Below are 19,566 nucleotides of genomic sequence, written 5' to 3'. Positions count from 1 at the left end.
ATGCAATCCAGCGACAGCGCATCCGGCCTTGTTCTCGATACCGTCGCCATCCGGCTGGGCGGCCTGCCGCTGTTTGACATCGAGTGCCGGATCCTGCCGGGCTCGGTGCTGACGATCATGGGGGAGAGCGGCAGCGGGAAGTCCAGCCTGCTGGATTTTGTCGCCGGCTTCCTCCGACCGGACTTCACCGCGAAAGGACGGGTGGTCCTGAACGGCCGGGATCTGACCTCCCTGCCCGCACAGGACCGGCATATCGGCCTGATGTTCCAGTCCCCGCTGCTGTTTCCGCACATGTCCGTTTTGCAGAACCTGATGTTCGCCCTGCCCGCGGCCTGCAAACGCCGTAAGGACCGGCAGGATCTGGCCGAGCGCGCGCTGGCCGATGTCGGCCTTGCCGGCTTCGGCTCACGAGATCCGGCAACGCTGTCCGGCGGACAACAGACACGCGTTGCGCTGATGCGTACGCTGCTTGCCGAGCCGAAGGCGCTTTTGCTGGATGAACCGTTTTCCAGCCTCGACCGGACGCGCCGGGCCGAGGTGCGGCAACTGGTTTTCGATCTGGCGCGGAAAAAGGGGCTGCCCGTGCTGCTGGTCAGCCATGCCGAGGAAGATGCCCTGGCAGCCGGTGGCGAGGTCCATCGTCTGGGGACCGACATCGGCTGACCGGCATCCCGAATGCGATCGACTGGTCCCGGTACGGAACGCCGGGAACAGGACTACTCGGCCGCGTCCGCGGGTTTGGCCTGAAGAAGCGAATATCTGTCAATACCGATCCGTTCGATCAGGCTGAGTTCCGTCTCGAGAAAATCGATATGGCTTTCTTCATCGCCGAGCAGCTTTTCGAACAAATGCATGGAGACGTAGTCGCCAAGCTCGCGGCAGACCTCACGGGCCTCGTGATACAGGGAGCGGGCCACATATTCTGCTGCAAGATCGCCTTCCAGGCATTCCTTGACCGACTGGCCGATGCGCAACGGGTCCAGGGTCTGCAGGTTCGGCAGGCCTTCCAGGAAGATGATCCGGTCCATGAGGTCCTGCGCATGCTGGCGCTCCTCCGCGGATTCTTCAAGTTCCTTGTCCCCCAACTTGCCAAAGCCCCAGTCGGCCAGCAATCTGGCATGAAGCCAGTACTGGCTTACGGCTGTCAGTTCGTGACGCAGAGCCTTGTTCAGATAGTCGATAACGCGCGGTTCGCCCTTCATTTGGCCCTCTTCAATTTACCTGTTCACAACCCGCTTGGCCGGCTCGGTCAGCGGTTTCTCTTCGCTTGCTTCTTCAGACGCCTTTTGATGAATGATGTCAATGATGGCGGGGAAACAACCACCACATCTTGGCCGGCACCCCAGGTGCCGGAAAACTGCGCCAGGCGTCGGCAGCTTTCCGTTGGGATCCGAACGCATTTCTTCCGCCGCTTCGCGAAGCTGCTTGTCAGACAGAACGTTACAGGAGCATATGATCATCGCAGGTTCCGGACCGCGTCCCTTTCATTCGGACATATTGGCATTCGGGGATTTGTGCGCAATAACGAAACTCTACTGTCTAAGTCAACTTTTTCCAAACCGACCCCCACACGCCAGGAAGGATCTGAAATGACCGTCAAGGCCTCCCAGGATGACCGCCCGACCCTTGTCTTGACAGGCGCCAGCCGAGGTATAGGGCATGCGACAGTCAAGCGTTTTTCCGCCGCGGGCTGGCGCGTGATCACCTGCTCCCGCTACGCCTTTTCGGACAAATGCCCCTGGCCGATGGGACCGGAAGACCATATTCAGGTCGATCTTTCCGATCCGGAAAATCTTGGTTTTGCCGTACAGGAAATCCGCACGCGGCTGGAAGCCAACGGCTCGCGGCTGAACGCGCTGGTCAACAATGCCGGCATCAGTCCGAAAGGCCCGGAAGGAGAACGCCTCAATTCCCTCGACACGCCAATGCATGAATGGCGGACGGTGTTTCAGGTGAATTTTTTCGCCCCCATACTGCTGGGCCGAGGCCTGTTCAAGGAGTTGAAGAACGCGAAAGGATCAGTGGTCAACGTGACATCCATTGCGGGTGGACGGGTTCATCCATTCGCGGGAACCGCTTATGCGACGTCCAAAGCGGCTCTTGCATCCCTTTCCCGCGAAATGGCCACCGATTTCGGCCCTTACGGCATTCGGGTCAATGCGATCGCACCCGGCGAAATCGATACGTCCATCCTGTCCCCCGGCACCGAAAAACTGGTCGACGGCATACCTTTGCGCCGCCTGGGGCAACCGGCGGAGGTTGCCGACACGATCTTTTATCTGTGCTCGGACATGTCTTCCTATGTGACCGGTTCGGAAATACATATCAACGGCGGCCAGCACGTTTAAATTCCGACTTCAATAAACAAGAATCTATTTGAAGAGCTTGGAAAAAGGCAGGCCGCGATCAAGATCCGGCACATAAGTCGATCTATCATCGAGATAATTTCGAATGCCGCGCCGCACCCATGATCGGAAATAATACCAATACGTTCCGTGCGGAAGTATAGATATTTTTTCTGTAGTTTACCTAATATTCACGGACCCCGGCAATAGTTGTGGAACATAAATGCTGTTCTTTGGGCGCTGCGGGGACGAAATGCAACGAATTCTTAAGATGCTGGTAGACTTGAAGTTCGGCTTCAAGGTCGGTGGTGGTTTTTTCGCTGTTTTACTACTGACCGCCGTTGTCGGCGGGGTCGGTTTTCTGGCGATCCACAACCTCTCGTCACTTTTTGTCGTCGCCGATCACTCGGCCAGCGTAGCCAATCAGGTCCAGGCGACATCGCTGAAGCGCGAGGAATTCCTCAACACCCCGACTGCTGAACTCGACGCAGCCGTCCAGCAGGAGATCGGCAAGCTCGACACGAGGTTGCAGGATCTGAGCCACGCCGTCTCCAATGACGATGTCACCCGGACTCAGGTCGATCGGGCGCAGACCGCCGTGAAGGAATTCTCGGCAACATTCGATCAGGTCGTCACCCAGACACAGCAACAAGCGGAGCGTCTTGCAACGCTGCAGGAAAGCGCGGGCAATCTCGAAACTCTTGCGTCTTCGATTTCCGAAGCGGTTCTGGCCGAGGAAAAAAAGGTTAGCGCCGAGGTTTTCACCGCCAACGGCACGCTCGACGACGCCAACACCATGCAGCGGGGCATCTTCGAGCTTCAGGAAGCCGTGGTGGCCATTCAGCTCGCCTATCTGAAGGGCAGCGGTTCTCTGGAAGGCGAAGCGCATACAAAGGCATTGAGCACCGCCGAAGATCTTGTCGCCCAGACCAAGGAAATGCGTTACCGGAAGATTGAAGGCATCCAGAGTAAAAGCGTTTCCAAGCTCTCGGGACAGGCGAACAACCTGAGCCAGGCGATCGCCAAGCTTTCCGAAGACCTCGGATTTGCCGAGGCCTATGAAGCCAGAACGGCGGTCGGCACCTCCATCGATTCAATGCTGGAAATCGCGCGCGACATTCGCATGCAGGCCAATACGGCCGTGAGCGGCTCCAAGGCGACCGCACTGACCGCGAACACCCGTCTTGCCAGTATCCGCGGGATTGCCGAAAAGGCGGAAACTCTCAAGGAACTCGCTCTCAAGGCTCAAAAGGAAACCCTGAACCTTTTCGGCCAGTTCGGAATGGATGACCCGGCCCCTGCCGAAGCCCATATCGCCGAGTTGGCCACTCTCGAAGAGGAGATGGTTTCCTTCGCGAAGGTCCTGCCGTCCACGGCCGATGCAATCAACGAAATTCCGGTTTCGATCGCGACTTTCGACAAAGCCTTCAAGGAAATGCTGACGGCGCAGGCCGATCTGCAGTCGAAACGCAACCAGCTTGACACCCTGACCGGTCAGCTGAGTGAAGAAATCGCCGGTATTTCCGCTTCGCAGGCCACCGCAGCTTCCAGCGCCGCCGCATCCGCGGAAATGCAGATCATCGTCACCATCCTGCTGGCCATCCTCGGCGGCATCGGTCTGGCGTTCGTTCTGAACCTTGCCATCACACGTCCGATCCAGACAATCACCAACGTGATGGACCGGTTGGCCAACGGCGACAATGAAATCGAGATACCTGGTATCGATCGCGGTGACGAGATCGGTGGCATGAGCCGCACGGTCCAGGTATTCCGCGACAACGCCATCGAACGCGCTCGTCTGCAGGATCAGAGCACCCGTGAGGAAGCCGACAGGCAAGAGCGTCAGCAGCGCATCGACAGCCTGATCCAGACATTCCGTGCGACCGCCGAGGAAGCGCTCGGCTCGGTTGAGCTGACCGCCGGCGGTCTCGACTCGACCGCTCGCGCCCTGACGGAAATCGCTCGGGACAGCGCCGGATATGCCAGCGAGACCCAGGAATCCTCGAACGACACCACCAACAACGTCCAGACCGTGGCAAGTGCGGCGGAAGAACTTGCGGCGTCAATCGGCGAGATCTCGCGTCAGGTCGCCCAGACCACCGAGATCGTCGACCGGGCAACCTCCGGCACACGGATCACCAACCAGAAGGTCGAGGGCCTAGCGGAAGCGGCCAGCAAGATCGGCGAAGTCGTGACGCTCATTCAGGCCATTGCCGAGCAGACCAACCTTCTGGCGCTGAACGCGACCATCGAGGCCGCACGCGCCGGTGAAGCCGGCAAGGGCTTTGCGGTTGTCGCGGCGGAAGTCAAGGAGCTGGCAACCCAGACTTCCAAGGCAACCGAGGAAATCAGCTCGCAGATCACCGAAATCCAGAACGCGACCAAGGAGTCCGTTGTCGCCATCGGCGAGATCGCCGAGACCATGACCGAGGTCAATACCTACACCACGGCAATTGCCTCCGCTGTCGAACAACAGGGCTCCGCCACGGCTGAGATCTCGCAGAACGTGCAGCGCGCCGCGGAGGGAACCAGCGCGGTCTCCTCTTCCATGAACCAGTTGTCCCAGGCAGTCGACCAGACGTCGTCCTCCGCCGACATGGTTCTGTCGGCCTCCGGCGAACTCACCGAAAAGACCGACGGACTGAAACAGGAAGTCGAGCGGTTCCTTTCGGAAGTGGCCGCGGCCTGATCCGAAGAACACGGACATCAAGGGCGGGAGCGCCGGGCGCTCCCGCCCTTTTTCGTGGCCTGTCTGTGCCCTCAAATCCGGATCCCATCGCCGATGCAAGCCCGGATTTCGCACTGAATATTGACCGCGCCGCCGCTGGCGACTAGATCAACGGATGCTCAATCGGAATCGACTGGGCATCCAGACGCCGTTCGATTCATGCGCGTTGGAGCTGACTGTCTGCGCTCAACGAATTGCAGACGGCTCCAGGGCGGGACAACACCAAAGACTTCTGAGATACGAGAGACAATCGTGGCGGACCGCACCAGCGCCTCATCCTTCGCCGAACCCGGCACTCCCCCGGCCCAGTCATGGCCTGTCATCCTGGAGACCGAAGGCTGGAAAGATTACCGGCTGCTGGACATGGGCGACGGCCAGAAGCTGGAGCGTTACGGACGTTTCACAATCGTGCGCCCGGAGCCGCAGGCCATGGGTGCCCGGCGGCTCAAGGAAAGCGTGTGGACCAGGGCGGACGCGGTTTTTTCCGGCGATACGGAAGAAGAAGGCCCGGGCCGGTGGAAGTTTTCCGGCAGCGTTCCGGAAACCTGGCCGATGGCCTATGGACCTGTGCGCTATAACGGACGCTTCATGTCCTTCCGCCATGTCGGCGTTTTTCCCGAACAGGCCGCGCATTGGGACTGGGTCAACGGCAAGATCCGCGCCGAGCGCAAACGCGCGCCGGAAAAGCCGCTGAAAATCCTGAACCTCTTCGGCTACACCGGCATGGCCTCACTGCTGCCGGCAAGCGAAGGCGCTCAGGTCACCCATGTGGACGCCTCCAAAAAAGCCATTGGCTATGCGCGGGAAAATCAGGAACTCTCCGGACTGGAGGATCTTCCCATTCGCTGGATCTGCGAGGATGCCGGCAAATTCGTCGCCCGGGAAGTGCGGCGCGGCAGCAAATATGACGGCATCATCCTGGATCCGCCGAAATACGGACGCGGCCCCAAAGGTGAAGTCTGGGATCTTTACACCAGCCTGCCGGGCATGCTCGCCGACCTTCAGAAACTGCTCTCCGCAGACGCCCTTTTCATGATCCTGACTGCCTATGCGATCCGTTCCAGTTTCGTCTCCATTCACGAACTGATGGCCGAGACACTGGACCGTCAGGGCGGGCTTCTGGAATCCGGAGAGCTTGTCATCCGCGAAGAGGACGGCAGGCGCGCCCTGTCCACCTCGCTGTTTTCGCGCTGGAGCAGCCGATGACCGAAACACGTCAGGGCTCGGTCAAGCAGATCACCAGCCATTCCAATCCGATCGTCAAGGAAATCAAGGGCCTGGTCGCCCAGCGGAAACACCGCAGCCAGTCCGGTCTCTTCGTCGCCGAGGGCCTTAAGCTGGCAACCGACGCACTCGCCGCGGGATGGGGGGTGCGCTACCTTGCGCTCGGAACGGAGGCCCGTGACAACCCGGTTGCCCAGAAGGCCGCCGCGACCGCGAAGGCAAGGGGCGCGCTGATCCTGGAAGTCTCCTCGGCCGTCATGTCCGCCATGACCCGCAAGGACAATCCGCAAATGGTTGTCGGTGTCTACGAACAGCGAATGCTCTCCGCAAAGGACATCCATCCCTCCGCAGGGGCCCTTTGGGTGGCCCTCGACCGGGTGCGCGATCCGGGCAATCTCGGCACCATCATCCGCACCGTCGATGCCGTCGGCGGCGCGGGCGTGATGCTGGTGGGGGACTGCACGGATCCGTTCGCTGTCGAGGCGGTGCGCGCCACCATGGGCTCGCTCTTCCATGTGCCGCTTGCCAAGATCAGCAAGGACGACTTCAAGACGCTTGCCGGCAAGTGGCCCGGGACCGTTGCCGCCACCCATCTCAAGGGTTCGGTCGATTACCGCACGCCGGAGTACACGGACCCCGTCTTGCTGGTGATGGGCAACGAGCAGCAAGGACTCGAGGACGACATGGCGGCGGCCTGCCCGACCCTGATCCGCATTCCTCAGGTGGGCCAGGCGGACAGTCTCAACCTGGCGGTTGCCACCGGCATCGCGCTCTATGAAATCCGCCGCAAGCATCTGGAGCTCTGAATGCGTTTGTTCGTCTTCGGTACAGGCTATTCCTCCAAGGCATTCGTCACTGAAATCCGCGACCGGTTCGATTGGATTGGCGGCACGACCCGCTCACAGGAAAAAGCCCGGGAGCTAAAGGATCTGGGCGTGGAGCCCTTTCTTTTTGGCGGAAAGAGCAAGGGGGAAGGCATTGCTGAAGCGCTCTCCGGCGCGACGCATGTGCTGGTTTCAATCGCACCGGATGACGCGGGCGACCCGGTCCTGAACCAGCATGGCGCAGACATCGCCACGGCCAGGCCTGACTGGATCGGTTATCTTTCCACCGTGGGCGTCTACGGCAATCACGACGGCGCATGGGTGGATGAGGAGACGCCTTGCAAACCAGTCTCCAGGCGCTCGGTGCAGCGCGTTGCCGCCGAACGCGCATGGCTCGACTTTGCGTCCTCCCACCAGTTGCCGGTGCAAATCTTCCGGCTCTCGGGGATTTACGGGCCAGGCCGCAACGTCCTTCAGAAATTCAGGAACGGTACGGCGCGCAGGCTGGTCAAGCCGGACCAGGTGTTCAACCGCATTCATGTCGCGGATATCGCAGGTGCCCTGTGCGCCGCCATGGAACGTCCCTCGACCCGGATCTTCAACGTTACCGACGATGAACCGGCTCCGCCACAGGACGTGGTCACCTTCGCCGCGGAGCTGCTGGGAGTGGACCCACCCGCCGAAGTGCCGTTCGAAACCGCCGACCTGTCCCCGATGGCGCGTTCCTTTTACGGCGAAAACAAGAGGGTCTCCAACGGCCGGGTCAAGGACGAACTCGGCTATTCTTTCCGCTTTCCCGATTACCGCATCGCCCTGAAGGCTCTGCTGGCAGGCATGTGACGCGGCGCGGCTCCCTCCCAAGTGGAGAGGGAACCACCTTTTTCATGACATGTCCGACATGTCCGCCCGCCGGCTATTTCGGCTGCGGCACCATGCGCAGATAGGGTTTCAGCGTCTTCCAGCCTTCGGGGAATTTTTCCTTGGCTTCGGCGTCACTCACGGCCGGGACGATGATCACGTCTTCACCGGAAGTCCAGTTGGCGGGCGTGGCAACCTTGTGCTTCGCCGTCAATTGAAGAGAGTCGATCACACGGATGACCTCATCGAAGTTACGTCCGGTGGACGCCGGGTATTCGATTTTCAGCTTTATCTTCTTGTCCGGTCCGATCACGAACAGGGACCGCACGGTCAAGGTGTCACTGGCATTCGGATGGATCATGCCATAAGCAGTCGCAACCTTGCGTGCCGGGTCGGCGATCAACGGAAAGTTCAGCGCCACGCCCTGCGTGTCCTTGATGTCTCCGATCCAGGCATGGTGATCGTCAATCGGGTCGACGGAAACCCCGAAAACCTTGACGCCGCGCGCCTCGAACTTGTCCTTCAGCTTGGCCGTCATACCGAGCTCGGTCGTGCAGACCGGCGTGAAATCTTTGGGGTGGGAAAACAGCACCGCCCAGGAACCTTCGATCGCCTCATGGAAACGGATCGGGCCAGAGGTGGTGTCAACTTCAAAATCCGGAGCCTCGTCTCCGAGCAAAAGTGCAGACATCAATGATCTCCTGTTAATTTTAGCATGGGCAGAAACCCAGAATTGGACGCATCATCCTTCGCGGATTGCCGCCGGTTTGTCTAGGGTCTGCGTGGCTGCCCGGCAGGGGCAATCCGACGCACTGCTTGACGACAGCCTGTTCACCCACCAGCTTGGGGCCAGTTGAGCGACTGACAATGTCGACGAAGCCGAAATCTGAGTGGGGAAAGAAAAAGATGAGCACCTGGCGCGTATTCCTGTCCGGCGAAATTCATACCGATTGGCGCGAAACCATCATGGATCAATCGAATGCGCTTGACCTGCCGGTGGAATTTTCCGCCCCGGTCACGGATCATGCCGCCAGCGACGATTGCGGCGCGGTAATCCTCGGCGATGAGAGCAACAAGTTCTGGTATGACAACAAGGGCGCGAAGGTGAACGCGATCCGTACACGCACGCTGATCGAAAAGGCCGATATCGTCGTCGTCCGCTTCGGCGACAAATACAAACAATGGAACGCCGCCTTCGACGCCGGCTATGCATCTGCGCTCGGAAAATCGCTGATCGTCCTGCACGACCCTTCACTGACCCATCCTCTGAAGGAAGTTGACGCAGCTGCACTTGCAGTCGCGGAAAAACCTTCGCAAGTGGTCGATATCCTCAGATATGTCATACGCGGCCATCTGTATCGATAGACTTGCCTTGACATTAACTATATCGTCACCATATCGGGTAAAGCTTTAGATATTCCCGGATTTAATACCGGGTAGCGAGATCCCAAATTTTCAAGAACCGCGGTTCGGATTGAAGCAGTCTATTACGACTGCCTGAACATGCGTATTTTTCCTATCGGGATTTCAGAAGTACTTTAGCACTATCAACAACGATGTCATCAAGACGTTGAAAAGTGCGGCTACACATGCCGCTTCGATGCCTTGATGCGAAAATTTGGAAAGCAGATCCATGCAACATGGAAACGTAAAATGGTTCGATCATCGCCGGGGTATCGGCACGATCGAACCTGAAGATGGCGAGAACAATATTCTCGTCGACATCTCGGCCCTTCGCCGATCCGGCATCGACACTCTTGAGGAAGGACAGCTTGTGTTTTTCGACCTCGAGTGGCGCCGTGGTCAGATGGTGGCCGAAGATCTGAAAGTCCTGTAAGCTCACTTACAGCTCTATCCGGAAACGGGGCGGTTCAGCCGCCCTTTTTTGTTGGGAAATGCCGAACGTGATTGATTGTGACGCCAGGCTGGAAGAAGGGATTGCCGCGCACCGTGAGGGCGATCTTCAAGCCGCGCTTGCCGCCTACAAGGACGTTCTGACCGCCGATCCCGACCACTCGGACGGGCTGCATTTTCTCGGCCTTTTGCATTTCGACGCCGGCAAGACGGACAACGCCGTCCTGCTGATCCGCCAGTCCCTGGACAAGAACCCGCAAAACGCCTCCGCCTACAACAATCTCGGCAATATTCTGAAACTCGGCAACAGGCAGGAAGAAGCGCTGGAAGCCTATGTCAGGGCAGTGAAAATCGAACCGCGCCACGACCAGGCCTGGAGCAACATCAATGTCATGATGGAGGGCGCGACCAACAACGACGACCTCCTGCCGATCCTCGGCGAAATCGTCCGCCTGGATCCCGACAACCCCAATGCCTGGCACAACTACGGCCTGTCACTGATGCTGGCGGGACACAGGGACGAGGCTGCCGACGCACTGGGACGGTGTCTGGAGTTCGGGGCCGAGGTCTGGACGGACCCGATCTGGCACGCAAGGGTGCTCTGCGCCCTCGGACGACAGGAACGCGCTGTCGAGCATCTGGAAAGCATCGTTGCCGCGGATACGGGCAACACGGTTGCGCGCTATCAACTGGCCGCCGTGCGCGGCGACAACCTTGACCAGGCGCCGGAAGACTATGTCAAAACCCATTTCGACAGTTTTTCCGACAGTTTCGACGAGGTTCTGAAAAACCTCGGTTACTGCGCGCCTGAGCTGGTTGCCGAAGAAGTGATCTCCCTCGGCCGGGAGAACGGAACCCTTTTTCCCGATGTGGTCGACCTGGGATGCGGTACGGGCCTGTGCGGCCCGCTCATCCGTGGCCAGTGCGGCATGCTGACCGGCATCGATCTTTCGCCCGGCATGCTGCGCAAGGCCGCGTCTCTGGAGGTCTATGATTTCCTGGTGGAAGGCGAACTGGTCGCCTTCCTCAAGTCCGATCTGCCGACCCGGTTCGACCTGGCCGTTTGCGTCGATACATTATGCTATCTGGGAGATCTGCAGCCCTTCATGAGCGCCCTTTACACCGCTCTCAAACCCGGTGGCCTCCTGATCGCCAGTGTGGAGCATCTTTCCGATCCGGCCGGTCCCGACTACCGGGTCGACCCGACGGGTCGCTACGCGCATCTGCCAGCCTATCTGAGACGCAGCGCCGAAGCGGAAGGCTTTTGCTATTTCAAGGAGAAACAGGTGGTCCTGCGGCATGAATTGGGAAAACAGGTCCACGGTCTCATTTTCCATCTTCAGAAACCTGAACCGATGGTGGTTGCATAGACCCGAATTTATCGGCCGGCCGGCATAAGACGGTTGTGTCGAGACATATTATTGCTACGGTATCGTCATTGGATCGAAAGTGCTCGCATCGGAATTGACCCAAGGTCTGAATGTTGATGCAATTGTAAGCGATAGAGCACCATGTCCGCGTTCATCCGAATGCGGAGTTTTTTGGTGGGCGGATGGTTCGTCCGGAGGGAAATTGTATGTCGAACTGCAATGTTTTATTGGTTTACCCGCGTTTTAACGCCGGTTCCTTCTGGAACTACGGGGCAACCTGCGAACTTGTAGGCGCAAAATATCCCGCCCCGCCTCTCGGGTTGATCACGGTTGCGGCGATGTTGCCGGAGACCTGGAATGTCAGGCTGGTCGACCGTAATACCGGCCCCCTCAGCGACGAGGATCTCGACTGGGCCGACATGATCATGACCGGAGGCATGCTGCCGCAGCAGGCCGATTGCCTTGCCATCATCAGGATGGGACAGGCCAACAATGTTCCCGTCGCGGTCGGCGGACCGGATGCGACCTCGTCTCCGGAAGTTTATGAAGCCGCGGATTTTCTCGTGCTGGGAGAAGCCGAAGGCATCCTCAGCACATTTGTGGACGCCTGGAACGAAGGCGCCCGCACCGGCAGGTTCACCGCGGAGAAATTCAAGGCGGATGTGACCTCCAGCCCGATCCCGCGTTTCGATCTTCTGAAATTCGACGACTATGTCCAGATCGGTGTCCAGTATTCACGCGGCTGCCCGTTCACATGCGAGTTCTGCGACATCATCGAGCTTTACGGCCGGGTGCCCCGGACCAAGACCAACAAACAGATGCTGGCGGAACTCGACAGGCTGCATGAGCTTGGCTACCGCGGCCATGTCGATTTCGTCGATGACAACCTGATCGGCAACAAACGCGCCGTCAAAGGCTTCCTGCCGGATCTGGCGGACTGGCAGAAGACGCGGAACCATCCGTTTGAAATGTCGACCGAAGCCTCGCTCAACCTGGCCGATGACGAAGCGCTCCTGACGATGATGCAAAAGGCCGGGTTCTTCTCGGTGTTCATCGGCATCGAGAGCCCGGACCCGGAAGTACTGATCGCGACCCGCAAGAAACAGAACACCCGCCGCGACATCGCCAAGAGCGTGCACAAGATCTACGACGCGGGCATATTCGTGCTCGCTGGTTTCATCGTCGGCTTCGACGAGGAGAACGACAGGGTCGCGGAGGAGATCTCCGCGCTGATCGAGGAAGCTGCCATCCCGGTCGCGATGACCGGCCTGCTCTATGCCCTGCCCAACACGCAGCTCACACGGCGGCTCGCCAAGGAAGGTCGCCTGCACGCGGACTTCGCCACCGACGATCCGGACACCGAACACGGCGACCAGTGCACAGCGGGCCTGAATTTCACGACAGTGCGGCCGCGCGAACAGATCCTGGCCGATTTCAAGTCGGTCATCGAACGGGTCTACGGGCCGGAAGCCTATTTCGGCAGAGTTCAGAAGGTCGCGGGCATGCTCAACATGAGCGGTGCCAACGGGTCCATTTTCGGTGCGGGCTTCTTCCATGACATCAGGATGTTCGGCCGGCTGATCTTTGCGATGACCTTCAAGGAAACGACGTATCGTCTGCCTTTCTGGAAAACCCTGATCAAGACCGCCTTCACCAATTTCCGGGCCATCAAGCCGGTGATGATGATGCTGGCGCTTTACGTCCATCTCGGACCGTTCTCGCGGTTCGTCACCGCGCAGATCGACAAGCAGATCGCGGAGATCGAAAAGGGTCACTGGGAGCAGCCGGCCGTGGTGGCCGCCGAATAATTCCGGCTTCCGTCGCAACACCGGCCCATATCCGCGGGAAGACAAGGTGCGGTCCCCACTTTCCAAACGCAGCGCGCTCGCGTTCATCCTGGTGACGTTGACCATCAACTCGATGGGCATCGGACTGATGATGCCGGTCATGCCGTCGCTTCTGACGGAACTGACGGCCCTGCCTGTGAGCGATGCCGCTCGCTGGGGCGGGGCGTTGAGCGTTGTCTACGCGCTGATGCAATTCGCCTGCGGCCCTCTCCTCGGCAACCTGTCTGACCGGTTCGGCCGCCGTCCGGTCCTTCTGGTCTCCATGTTCTCCATGGCCGTTGACTATCTGATCATGGCGATGTCCTGGCATCTTGCGGTGCTGTTTGTCGGACGGACCCTGTCAGGTGTTTCGGGCGCAACCTATTCCGCGGCCTCCGCCTATATCGCGGACGTCTCCCCAAAGAACGAGCGCGCCCGGAATTTCGGCCTGGTCGGCGCTGCGTTCGGCATCGGTTTCGTTCTCGGTCCGATCATCGGCGGCATCCTTGGGGAATATGGTCCGCGCGCGCCGTTCTATGCGGCAGCGGCGCTTTCCCTGATCAACTTCCTGTTCGGCTACTTCATGCTGCCGGAAACGCTCAAGGACGAAAACCGGAGAACCTTCGATTGGAAGCGCGCCAACCCCTTCGGTGCGCTGAAGCAGATCGGGGCCTATCCGGCAGTCCGTACACTGCTGATTGCGGTCTTTCTGTTCGACATCGCCCATTACGTTTATCCCGCCGTGTGGAGCTACTATGTGGAGGAGGTCTTTGCCTGGAGCCCGGCCGATATCGGCCTGTCGCTCGCGGCGGTCGGGATCGGCTTCGCATTCGTTCAAGGCTATCTGATCCGGGTTCTGGAACCGAAGCTCGGCACCGGACGCACGCTGCTTCTGGGACTGTGCGCCAACCTTCTGGCATTCGGCGGTCTTGCCGTGGCCAATGAGGGCTGGATGGTTTACGCGCTGATTTCCTTCGCCGCGCTGGGGGCGCTGGCCACTCCCGCATTCACCGCGTTGATGTCCAACCGCATTCCGGACAACGCCCAGGGCGAACTTCAGGGCCTGATCGCCAGTGCCGCCGGGCTCTCCATGGTAGTCAGTCCCTTCGTGATGACCCAGACCTTCGCCTATTTCTCCGGTCCGGACGCGGCGATCGTCTTCCCCGGCGCTCCTTTCGCCCTGGCGGGCGTTCTGATCCTGGCTTCCATGCTGATCGCGCTTCCTTTCATGCGCTTTCAGGAAAAAACGCTGGCAGACTGATCCGATGACCACGCACCCCCGCCCGCTTCTCGACGGCCCCCGTCTTGTGCCCGCTTCCGGCAGACCGGCCCGGCAGCTTGTCGTTATCCTGCACGGCTACGGCGCAGATGGCGCGGATCTGATCGACATCGGCCGCGCCTGGCAGGGCCGGCTTCCAGATGCCGCCTTCATTGCCCCGAACGCACCGGAGCTCCTGCCCTTCGAAGCTTTCGGCGGCCGCCAGTGGTTCGCGCTGAGCGAACGCTCCCCGGCGGAATACAGGATCGGTGCGGAAACCGCCCAACCGGTTCTCGACCGGTTTCTCGACGCCGAACTGGAGGCCCTTTCCCTGGACGACAGCGCGCTGGCGCTTGTCGGGTTCAGCCAGGGGGCCATGATGACGTTCCAGTGCGGTCTCCGCCGCCGCGTCGCGCCTTCCGCTCTTGTGGGCTTTTCGGGGCTCTTACCCGGAGTGGACAGACTGGAGGGCGTCAACACACAAAGCCCGGTGCTGATCGTTCACGGAACAGATGACGACGTGGTGCCCTGCTATAACGCGGAAGCAGCTCAGAAGGCGCTCGAGAGCGCCGGCGTCGCCGCGACCCTTCATGAACTCGATGGCCTCGGCCACGGCATCGACGAACGCGGCATGGTGCTCGGCGGGCGTTTTCTGGAGAAAGCCTTTTCAAACGGGTCCTGAACCGGGCCGGGCGCTAAAGCATGTCGTGTTGAATGCAGAAAACAATAGTTAATGGCCTGTTAAGTTTTTTGCATAATGGTGGAGGGGTCTTTTTGCCGGACCAGAAGGGTCCGAATTCGCAGGATCCGAGCTTCATGCAGATTTCCATCGAGACCACCACCCAGAGCTCCAGCCTTTTCATGGCGTCCTATTCAAATGGTGGCTCCGGAGATGCCAAGGGTCAGGACGTTGAAAAAGCACCTGTTGTCAGCGCTCTTGAGGTCGCCAGCAAGAAGGCCGAGGAAGACGCTGTGGTGATCGCGGCGCTTCAGGACGCGGTGGAAAAGGGCAAGGCCGAACAAACCGGCGACGAGGACGACAAGGACGGCACTCTTGCCACGGTCGAGGACTATCAGAACACCGCGGGTAAACTGAAAGCAGCGCTTGGAGAAGACGATGGCGGCGCGTCGGCCTCCATTGCCTATGAAAGCGCGACAATTTCGACGACGACAATTGAAGCCGAAGTCGGTGGCGAGACACTTTCCGCGCAGTTCGTCTCCTACGAGCGCGTGTCATACGACAGCGCAACCGGCCTCTCGGTGCGTTCGGCAACCGCCTCTGCCATCGAGGGCGAATCCGACAACGGCTCCTCGTTCAACTATCAGAGCGCTTCCGTCAGCGAGCTTTACGCCGGTACCGGCGATCAGGTGTCCAACCTGGCAGGGCTTCTTGCCTGAGGTCGCTTTCCGAAACGGCAATTCGAATTGAAAGCCCCAGAGGCACCAGGAAACCTGAAAAACGGGCGGCGAATTCCAAAGTTCGCCGCCCGTTTTCCATTCCGGTGCTGAAGACGTCTTCAGCATAAATATGCTGGCAGGCTCAGGCCTTCTTCAGATACGCCACCAGAATATCGAGAGCCGCCTGCAGGTCGGCCTTGTGGATCATCTCGGTCACCGTATGGATATAGCGGGTGCCTACAACGATCCCGACCGCCTTGGCCCCGGCCGCCGCCTGCTGGGCCGCCGCGCCGTCCTGGCCACCGGCCGCCAGCATGGTGCGCTGGAACGGGATCTTTTCCTTGACGGCAATCGCCTCGATTTCCTTGACCAGGCCCCGATCGGCGATGAAGCTGGAATCCTTGACATGCAGGCCGAAGCCCTCGCCCTGAACCGTGGTCCGGTCCTGTTCGGGAACGCCCGGTGTGTCGCAGGCAAGCGTGGTGTCGACCCCGAAGCCGATATCCGGCTTGATGGCGAAGGCCGCCGTGCGCGCGCCGCGCAGGCCAACTTCTTCCTGGCAGGTGAAGGCGACATGAATTTCCGAAGCGTGTTTGCTCTTGCCGACGCCCTTGAGAGCCTCGATGCCAAGCCAGCAGGCGATACGGTTGTCGAGCGCCTTGGAGACCACCTTGTCGCCAATCTCGATCAGCGGTTCGTCCATGGTGACCATATCGCCGACCTTGACGATTTCCTTCGCCTTCTCGCCCATGCCGAGATCGACCACGAAGTCCTTCGGTTCCGGGATCTTCTTGCGCTCTTCCGGCGAGGAAATATGGATGGGTTTGCCGCCGGGGTTCATGACGCCCTTGAAGTCGCCCTCGTCCGTCGAGACAAGCACGCGGCGGGAAAACAGGTTGCGCGCGTCAAAGCCGCCAACGGGCTGCACATGAAGGTCGCCCTTGTCTGTCACATGGGAGACCAGGAAGCCGATCTCGTCCATATGGCATAACAGCATGACCTTTTGAGGCGCGCTCTTTTTCGAGGCCTTGCGGCTGTCGCGGCGGCACAGCAACGAGCCCATCGGATCAACGGTGACCTCGTCGAACAGGCCCTTGATTTCTGCCTGGATCAATTCACGGACCCGGTGCTCGTGACCCGGCACGCCGGGGGTTTCGCAAAGACGGCGGAGGAGATCGATATTCATGGAGCTTCCTGCTGAGGGTTGTAAAATCCGGCCGATCCTATTCCGAATTCGGCCGCGGGACAAAGAGTGAAGACGCAGGACTTCGATATCGGTTCCCGATACGCGGAAAAACAGCAAATTTGCCTGAATTGCTTAACCATCCGCACGCCGATTTTTCAATAAACAGGCCCTAGTTTTGCGCTTTGCCATTGCCGCGTCGCAATTGCAGGCAAACAATCAGAGAAAGACAAAAAGTTTCCGTTGCTGCCGGATGCGGCGCAGCCCCTTCCTTTTCGACCACCCGGGGACAAGAGATGGCCCAGAAAAAACGATTCATTCTTTCCATTGACGGCGGCGGCATGCGCGGCCTGATACCCTTGCGCATACTCGAGGCTCTGGAGAGCCGGTTGATCCATCGCGGCATCATGTCGCCAATGCACAAGGTTTTCGATCTGATGGCGGGAACCGCTTCCGGCGGACTGATCACCGCCGGACTGTGCGCGCCGCGCCCCGGCAGCTCGGCTGGCGAGGCGGCTGCCACGATTTCCGAGCTGAGATGCTTCTTCGAGCGCGAGGCGCGGGAGATCCTCACCCATTCGATCAGCGACCGGCTGGCGCACGCGGTGACCCGGCCGCTCGGCCTTTTCGACGAGACCTACGATGCCCGCCCGCTGGAAAAGCTTCTGAAAGAGCGCTTCGGCTGGACTTCAATGGCAAGCGGCCTCACCCGGCTGGTGCTGACCGCATATGATATCGAGCAACGGCGCGCCGTATTCCTGACCAACGGACTGGAGGAAAACGGCGGCCGGGCGGATGACTATTATTTCTGGCAGGCCGTGCGCGCTGCGACGGCCACGCCCTCCTATTTCGAACCCGCTCGGGTCGAGAACCTGTCACGCAAGCGCGAGGAAGCGCTTGTCGGCGGCGATGTGTTCATGAACGATCCGGCAATCGCGGCCTATCTGGAAGCACGCAAGATCGGCTGGGCTTCCGACGAACTCGTCATTCTGTCCCTCGGCAGCGGACGGGCGGCGGAACGGGCGTTTCCCTACAAAAACGCCAGCGGCTGGGGCGCACTTGGCTGGATGCAGCCTTCCAGGGGTGCACCCATTCTTTCAATCTTCTCTGACGGACAATCGCAGACGGCGTCCTATCAGGCGCGCCATCTGTTTGCCGAAATGCCCGGTGTCACCTATCACCGCCTTGACGCCACCCTGCCGCCGGAAGCCGAAGCCATGGACAATGCCCGGCCCGGCAACATAATTGCGCTCAACGGCGCCGCCGACCGGGTGATCCGCGACAACACGGTTCTTCTGGACGAGATCGCCGATTTGATGAAAACCCACCACCAGGTCCGGGAATCGGATGCGGAACCGCCTGAATTGGTGCATGCTGCATAATTCAGCCTGCGAAGCACGAGGGTTCAAGGTGAGCATGCGCAATCCGGCAGCGCGGAATACTGCATCGAGCGTCTGGGAACGCCCCTTCTCGGCATCCTCGGGACTGATCGCCGCCCTTGTGACACTGGTTGCGATGGCTTCGGATGCCGGAGCGCTCACACCCGTGCCTACGGCAAAGCCCGCCCCGGGAGGCGACATCGTCGCCGAAGAATACCGGCCGAGCCTGCAACTGGTCGCCGGTGTGCCCGTGCCGGTGAAAAAACGCGACGTTCCGGACGGCTATGTGGCGACCAAACCCGAGCTCGTGCTTTATTCCAAGTTTCCGGCGAAAGACTATTTCGGAGCGGCGAACGGTCCGGCGCCCCTGAAGGCCCGGTCCATCGGCTCCTATGCCAAGGGCTGCCTTGCCGGTGGCGCGGCCCTGCCGAAGGACGGGCCGACCTGGCAGGTCATGCGGCTGTCTCGCAACCGCAACTGGGGTCATCCGGAGCTGATCGACTATCTGGAAGACCTGGCGAAGGATGCACCCAAGGTCGGCTGGAACGGACTTCTCGTGGGCGACCTGGCACAGCCGCGCGGCGGGCCCATGACGTCCGGCCATGCCAGTCACCAGATCGGACTGGATGCCGATATCTGGTTGACGGAAATGCCGGGACGCCGTCTCAGTGGGAAGGAACGCGAGGACGTCTCGGCGACGTCCATGCTGATCGGGCCGCTGGACGTGAAAGGCGCGGACCGCCGTGTGGACCCGAGGAAATGGACCGACGTCCATGCCAGGCTGATCCGCCGCGCGGCGTCGGACAAGCGTGTCGCCCGAATCTTCGTCAATCCGACAATCAAGAAAGCGCTCTGCGATTTCGAGACAAGCCGCGACCGCACCTGGCTGCGCAAGGTCCGGCCATGGTGGGGGCATCACTACCATTTCCATGTCCGGCTTTCCTGTCCGGCCGGCAGCGTCGGCTGCAAGAACCAGAACCCACCGCCTCCCGGCGACGGTTGCGGGTCCAACCTGACATATTGGTTGTCGGACGAACCCTGGGTGCCGAAAAACCCGCCCAAGCCGGATGACAAGCCGAAAGTGGTCAAGAAACGTCCCATGGCCCTTGCCGCGCTGCCGCGCGATTGCCGGTCGGTCCTGACGGCGAACTGACGATTAACCGGCAGCGAACCGGCGAAAACACGCTGTTTTTGTGAAGATCGCCTGTTTGCGGTGTGACCGTTGTCACTTCCTTTTTTCCAATTGCGCAATCTGAGATGGAGACCTCTGGATCTTCTCGCGGCATCGGATAACAGTCGCGGCCCGCTGCCTTATTTCG

General features: G+C 60.0%; 19 protein-coding genes. 15 read left to right on the top strand and 4 right to left on the bottom strand.

Annotated features, from left to right (window positions below; translation table 11 throughout):
- Positions 1-663 (top strand): ATP-binding cassette domain-containing protein, encoded by a 663-nt coding sequence (locus OA90_RS29085; protein ID WP_068416774.1) that lies wholly within the window; start codon positions 1-3, stop codon positions 661-663.
- A gap of 53 nt (positions 664-716) precedes the next feature.
- Here OA90_RS29085 and bfr read toward each other — a convergent pair whose 3' ends face one another.
- The gene (gene bfr / locus OA90_RS20670; protein WP_068416771.1) at positions 717-1,202 is read right to left on the bottom strand and encodes a bacterioferritin; all 486 of its coding nucleotides are present in this window, start codon (positions 1,200-1,202) and stop codon (positions 717-719) included.
- Between the two features lie 15 nt (positions 1,203-1,217).
- Complete coding sequence (locus OA90_RS20665; RefSeq protein ID WP_068416768.1) at positions 1,218-1,460, bottom strand: (2Fe-2S)-binding protein; 243 nt, start codon at positions 1,458-1,460, stop codon at positions 1,218-1,220.
- A gap of 129 nt (positions 1,461-1,589) precedes the next feature.
- Between OA90_RS20665 and OA90_RS20660 the strand changes: the two genes are divergently transcribed.
- From OA90_RS20660 to OA90_RS20640, 5 genes are all read left to right on the top strand, one after another.
- A complete protein-coding gene (locus tag OA90_RS20660) occupies positions 1,590-2,348 on the top strand; it encodes an SDR family oxidoreductase (protein ID WP_068416765.1) in 759 nt (252 codons plus the stop codon).
- Between the two features lie 250 nt (positions 2,349-2,598).
- Positions 2,599-5,034 (top strand): HAMP domain-containing methyl-accepting chemotaxis protein, encoded by a 2,436-nt coding sequence (locus tag OA90_RS20655; protein ID WP_208986226.1) that lies wholly within the window; start codon positions 2,599-2,601, stop codon positions 5,032-5,034.
- A 291-nt stretch (positions 5,035-5,325) separates the two neighbouring features.
- Positions 5,326-6,279, top strand: a complete 954-nt coding sequence (locus tag OA90_RS20650; RefSeq protein WP_068416759.1) for a class I SAM-dependent methyltransferase — start codon at positions 5,326-5,328, stop codon at positions 6,277-6,279.
- Entirely contained in the window at positions 6,276-7,103 is an 828-nt protein-coding gene (locus tag OA90_RS20645; RefSeq protein WP_068416756.1) for an RNA methyltransferase, read from the top strand. Before OA90_RS20650 ends, OA90_RS20645 begins: the two co-directional genes overlap by 4 nt.
- Entirely contained in the window at positions 7,104-7,961 is an 858-nt protein-coding gene (locus OA90_RS20640; RefSeq protein WP_068416753.1) for an SDR family oxidoreductase, read from the top strand.
- 73 nt (positions 7,962-8,034) lie between these two features.
- Here the strand turns inward: OA90_RS20640 and OA90_RS20635 are convergent, their stop codons facing one another.
- Entirely contained in the window at positions 8,035-8,670 is a 636-nt protein-coding gene (locus tag OA90_RS20635) for a peroxiredoxin (RefSeq protein ID WP_068416750.1), read from the bottom strand.
- A 215-nt stretch (positions 8,671-8,885) separates the two neighbouring features.
- Here OA90_RS20635 and OA90_RS20630 point away from each other — a divergent pair, with 215 nt between their 5' ends.
- From OA90_RS20630 to OA90_RS20600, 7 genes are all read left to right on the top strand, one after another.
- Positions 8,886-9,344: a YtoQ family protein gene (locus OA90_RS20630; RefSeq protein WP_068416747.1), complete on the top strand. Its 459-nt coding sequence runs from the start codon at positions 8,886-8,888 to the stop codon at positions 9,342-9,344.
- 268 nt (positions 9,345-9,612) lie between these two features.
- Positions 9,613-9,816, top strand: coding sequence for a cold shock domain-containing protein (locus OA90_RS20625; RefSeq protein WP_068416743.1), 204 nt, complete (start codon positions 9,613-9,615; stop codon positions 9,814-9,816).
- 67 nt (positions 9,817-9,883) lie between these two features.
- A complete protein-coding gene (locus OA90_RS20620; protein ID WP_199823788.1) occupies positions 9,884-11,203 on the top strand; it encodes a tetratricopeptide repeat protein in 1,320 nt (439 codons plus the stop codon).
- A gap of 206 nt (positions 11,204-11,409) precedes the next feature.
- The gene (locus tag OA90_RS20615) at positions 11,410-13,011 is read left to right on the top strand and encodes a B12-binding domain-containing radical SAM protein (protein ID WP_082837178.1); all 1,602 of its coding nucleotides are present in this window, start codon (positions 11,410-11,412) and stop codon (positions 13,009-13,011) included.
- A gap of 46 nt (positions 13,012-13,057) precedes the next feature.
- Positions 13,058-14,290, top strand: a complete 1,233-nt coding sequence (locus OA90_RS20610; RefSeq protein WP_068416737.1) for a TCR/Tet family MFS transporter — start codon at positions 13,058-13,060, stop codon at positions 14,288-14,290.
- Positions 14,291-14,294: 4 nt separating this feature from the next.
- Complete coding sequence (locus OA90_RS20605) at positions 14,295-14,969, top strand: dienelactone hydrolase family protein (RefSeq protein ID WP_068416734.1); 675 nt, start codon at positions 14,295-14,297, stop codon at positions 14,967-14,969.
- A gap of 92 nt (positions 14,970-15,061) precedes the next feature.
- Positions 15,062-15,685, top strand: a complete 624-nt coding sequence (locus OA90_RS20600; protein WP_208986223.1) for a hypothetical protein — start codon at positions 15,062-15,064, stop codon at positions 15,683-15,685.
- 142 nt (positions 15,686-15,827) lie between these two features.
- Here OA90_RS20600 and OA90_RS20595 read toward each other — a convergent pair whose 3' ends face one another.
- Entirely contained in the window at positions 15,828-16,871 is a 1,044-nt protein-coding gene (locus OA90_RS20595) for a M20/M25/M40 family metallo-hydrolase (protein WP_068416731.1), read from the bottom strand.
- Between the two features lie 293 nt (positions 16,872-17,164).
- Here OA90_RS20595 and OA90_RS20590 point away from each other — a divergent pair, with 293 nt between their 5' ends.
- Entirely contained in the window at positions 17,165-18,250 is a 1,086-nt protein-coding gene (locus tag OA90_RS20590) for a patatin-like phospholipase family protein (RefSeq protein ID WP_068416727.1), read from the top strand.
- Entirely contained in the window at positions 18,240-19,400 is a 1,161-nt protein-coding gene (gene mepA / locus OA90_RS20585; RefSeq protein WP_244274686.1) for a penicillin-insensitive murein endopeptidase, read from the top strand. The genes OA90_RS20590 and mepA overlap by 11 nt, the downstream gene beginning before the upstream one ends.
- Positions 19,401-19,566 lie beyond the last annotated feature (166 nt).

It is taken from the genome of Labrenzia sp. OB1 (genome assembly GCF_001624695.1).
Lineage (GTDB): Bacteria > Pseudomonadota > Alphaproteobacteria > Rhizobiales > Stappiaceae > Roseibium.
The sequence above is the reverse complement of the archived record's forward strand: the minus strand, read 5'-3'. Positions and strand labels throughout refer to the sequence as shown.